Here is a 4,024-nt window from a genome sequence, read left to right as displayed (position 1 = left end):
GACCGCCAGGCGCTGCCGCTTCCCGACGACGATGCCTATGCGCGGGCCGCCTATGCGGCGCCGAAGGGCGAGATCGAGACGATGCTGGCACAGATCTGGACCGAGCTGCTCGGCGTCGAGCAGGTCGGCCGCCATGACAACTTCTTCGAGCTCGGCGGCCACTCGCTGCTCGCCGTCAGGCTACTGAGTCGAGCGCTAAACCTTGGGCTCACGTTTAGCGCCGCGGATCTCTTCCAAGCGCCTGTTCTGAAGGATCTTGCGACGAAAGTTGAATTGGATCACCTCCGTCACATACCTGGAGTCCTGCCCGTTCGCACGGCGGGATCTCGACCACCAGTATTCTTTGTCCCGACCGGTTACGGAGATTATTCATACGTTCTATCCCTGGCAAAGGATATGGAAATAGACTGCCCCGTGTATGCTCTGCCATGGCCATCGTTCAACGAAAATGACGCGCCGACGCTTGAGGTGATAGCTGCGCAGGTAGTTCTGGCTATGAAGAAAATCCAACCGCAAGGTCCGTACCGCCTTGCTGGATATTCCTCAGGGGCAATCCTGGCTTATGCCATTGCAGAGCACTTACTTAGCATCGATGAAGCTGTACCCTTCATGGCTTTCATCGATGTTAGCCTTCCTGCAAAACCACGAAGCAAGTCGGATGCCCAAGTGGCGTTAGAAATGATCTTTGAGCCGCTCGAGACACTAGATGATGAACGCTTCTACTTCTTGGAACGTATTGCCAGCGAATGCTCACTTATTGAATTGCTTCAGAAGGCACAGCAAATAGGTGCAATAAAGCAAGCACACGAACTCTACGATACGGCATCGATGTACGCGCGGTTTCACCGAGCGCTGCAGTCATATGACGTTCCTGTTTTGCCAGTCGAGATACATCAATTTTATGCCATCGAGGCTACGATGGGCCGACGCGTGCGAACCGAGGATCCGATGGGTACGGAAGACGAGTCACCTTTGCGCGGTTGGGACCGGGTCTTAGATGTCACTGCCATTCACGCCGTGCCGGTTCCCGGCGATCATGTGACCCTGATGAGCGATCGGAAAAACCGCCGGGTACTGGCCGTTTTTCTATCGACGGCCTTAGGAGCTGACGCCGAAGCATCCTTAGCAACAGCTAAGCGAGGGATTTAGCCTAATGACTAACCCACTTCGACACGACACTTATCTTCCATCCACCTATGAGCTGCTCGCCAAGGGAGGCGACGAGCGAATTGAGTTAGACCGAAGAGCAATGACCAATAAATACGGGTGCCGTACGATACCGGACAGCGGATTAATCGCATTTGGTTCTGCGACAGCATCCACGATCTCCGAAGCCGGTTTCAATGCTGCCGACGAGGTTAGGATCAGGCTATTGGAGGCCTTGCAAACTAGAGAACCGGCAGAAATTTACTTGGAGGAGATATCCAGATTGCGCAGCGAATTCGCTGATCTCTGCGGGCTGACAAACCTCCGAGGACTTGAAATGATCGTGTCCCCATCGGGCACTGACGCTCACATGGTTGCGGCGCGACTGGTGGACGAGAGCGCAAAGATTGGAACACTCGCAATTATGGTCCAATCGACCGAAACAGGAAGCGGGATTGCGGTGGCTTTGAAGGGAACGAAAATCAATCTCACTAAAACCATTGATGTTGAACTGATTGATATTCGCGCCACGGATAGTAGCCTGCGATCAATAGCCGTCATCGATGACGAACTTGAAGCGATGGTCACGACCGCTGTGGCGCGATACGACCGCATCTTGATAACATTGACCGATGTTTCCAAGACCGGAATACTCGCTCCATGTCCAAGACGAGCGCTGGATCTAAAGCGTCGTTGGCCTGACGTCATCGAAATTCTTGTCGATGCATCTCAATTCCGGCTGGCGCCATCCACGCTACAAAGTTACCTCACCGCAAATTGTTTTGTGGTCATCACCGGATCCAAGTTCGTAAACGGTCCCGCTTTTTCAGCAATGTTGTTGGTACCAGAGGCAGCAGCCTGTCGGTTGATGACGCAGTCCGTGAATCCCGCACTTGGTATTACCAGCCTCCAATCAGAATGGCCGCAGCATTGGAATGGTATTCGATCACTCCCCAATTCGAGTAACTTCGGATTGCTTCTGCGATGGGACGCTGCCCTCGCAGACCTGCGCGCTTTTCGTAACATTCCAGAGCAAGACGTCGAAACGGTCGTGCATGCTTTTCACGATGCGATCGTCTCCGCACTGGGCCATACTCAACAATTTGATCTCCTAGAACAACCATCTTTGCAGCGTCGGCCCTTCGCGGAAGGCACAACCTGGGATCAAGTCCAGACAATCTTCCCCTTTTTGCTATTCGATATTGATCGGAAAGGGAAACGAACTCCACTGTCCACTGAAAAGACCCAGAAAATCTACCATCAGATGAAAGTGGAAATCGGCCCAGGAGCAGGCAGAGCAGACCAACCGATATCCTCCTTTCGATGTGAACTGGGACAGCCGGTCTCGTGCGGTGAATTGCAAGGCACCAGCGTTGCGGCGTTGCGACTATCCCTCAGTGCGCGGTTAATCGTGAAGGCTGTTGAGGAAGGAGATCGCGGTGTCGCTTCCCTTATCGAACAAGGGCTTCTGGCGTTCGACAAAGCTGCTTTCCTTTCGAAATAACTAGCCGGTTCACAACAGCCTTGACCACCCATAAAGGAGTGCAACGTGAAGCTTGAGATTTTCTCATTGCGGGCGCGACCGGACCTCATCCCCGCAGTGTTTTCGAAGGATTTGAACGATGTATGGCCTGAGTTCATACGACACGACCCTACTACAAAGCTCTACTTCGGAAGCAATGTTTTCTCGGACTATCTGGACTACGCATTCGCCGCAATTGTCGATGATGAGGTCGTCGGACGGGCCTTCAGTGTTCCTTTTGCGTTCGGAATCCAAGGTCGCACCGAATTGCCCGACGGTGGGTGGGACCAGGTTATTCGCTGGGCTCATGAGGACAGGCTGATCGATCGAACGCCGACTACGATGAGCGCGCTCGAGGTCACTCTTTCTCCAAAGGCGCGAGGAATTGGGAATGCGCTGTCTATGCTCGGCGCCCTAAAGGAATGCGCAAGGAAAATGGGCTTCGTCGAATTATCGATCCCCGTCCGGCCGACCCAAAAGCACCTTTACCCGCAAATGCCTATGTCCGATTACATTAAATTACGACGGGAGGACGGCTCCCCATTTGACTCGTGGTTGCGAGCGCATTCCAACTCGGGAGGCAAAATAGACAAGGTTGCCTCCTATTCCATGACCATTGTCGGGACGGTCGCCGAATGGTCACAGTGGACAGAAGCAACGATTCAAGATTCGGGCATGATAAATGTCGAAGGGGCACTGGTTCCTGTGCTGATTTCAATGGAGCAAGACCTTGGAATTTATGTCGAACCAAATGTATGGGTCCGTCATTCTCTCTAATCATTTGGTGATCGTAATCGATTCGTCTGTCCTTAATCGTCGCGCGCAAGAGGGGGCCGGTTCGGACTGTGCCGGAAGAGAACCTAACGGTGGTCTCCGTAGGCCAGAGATATTCGAGGATCAGTAGGTTTCGATGGTAAGCGGCAAGGGGACCCCGTCTGGCGTAGGGGGTTAGCGGTCGGATATCGATAGCGCACGTTGTGAGCCGAAGTGAGCTTCTATGTCTGCGCCTAGTTCTGGAACTAGAACCTTCCATATGATCGAAGCGGTCGCCGAGCGACTTGAGGGCGCTCCACGGCAATTGCGCCGGCGCTGGTCGGATGAGTTCAAGGCTCAGGCGGTGGCAGAGGCATTGGAGCCCGGCGCAAGCGTATCGGCGATCGCCCATTGGATCGGCATTCATCCCTCCCAGCTCTTCGCCTGGCGTCGTGACGCTCGGAACGATGCCTCCCCGCAGCATTCGGCTGGCGAAGTGGCGTCGGTGGGCGGCAGTGGCTGCGTATCTCACCAAAATATTCGCGCCGCGCCGGGAGGTTCGTTGTTTTCCTGCAAAGGGCAGGTGTCGCGCGTCCACCCTTG

Annotated in this window: 4 protein-coding genes; all 4 read left to right on the top strand. The window is 54.2% G+C overall.

Translation table 11 applies throughout. From position 1 onward, the window contains the following. Positions 1 to 1,149: thioesterase domain-containing protein (locus QN224_RS33315; protein ID WP_283980135.1), on the top strand; the 1,149-nt coding region annotated here is incomplete at its 5' end. 4 nt (positions 1,150 to 1,153) lie between these two features. After that, on the top strand, positions 1,154 to 2,650 hold the full coding sequence (locus tag QN224_RS33310; RefSeq protein WP_283980134.1) for a hypothetical protein: 1,497 nt from the start codon (positions 1,154 to 1,156) through the stop codon (positions 2,648 to 2,650). A 45-nt stretch (positions 2,651 to 2,695) separates the two neighbouring features. Next, entirely contained in the window at positions 2,696 to 3,445 is a 750-nt protein-coding gene (locus QN224_RS33305; protein WP_336621146.1) for a hypothetical protein, read from the top strand. A gap of 256 nt (positions 3,446 to 3,701) precedes the next feature. Continuing rightward, positions 3,702 to 4,024, top strand: a 323-nt coding sequence (locus QN224_RS33300) for a transposase (RefSeq protein ID WP_283980133.1), incomplete at its 3' end; no start/stop codon positions are given.

This window comes from Sinorhizobium sp. 7-81, from assembly GCF_030124405.1.
In the GTDB taxonomy this organism is placed as follows: Bacteria; Pseudomonadota; Alphaproteobacteria; order Rhizobiales; family Rhizobiaceae; genus Sinorhizobium; species Sinorhizobium psoraleae.
The sequence above is the reverse complement of the archived record's forward strand: the minus strand, read 5'-3'. Positions and strand labels throughout refer to the sequence as shown.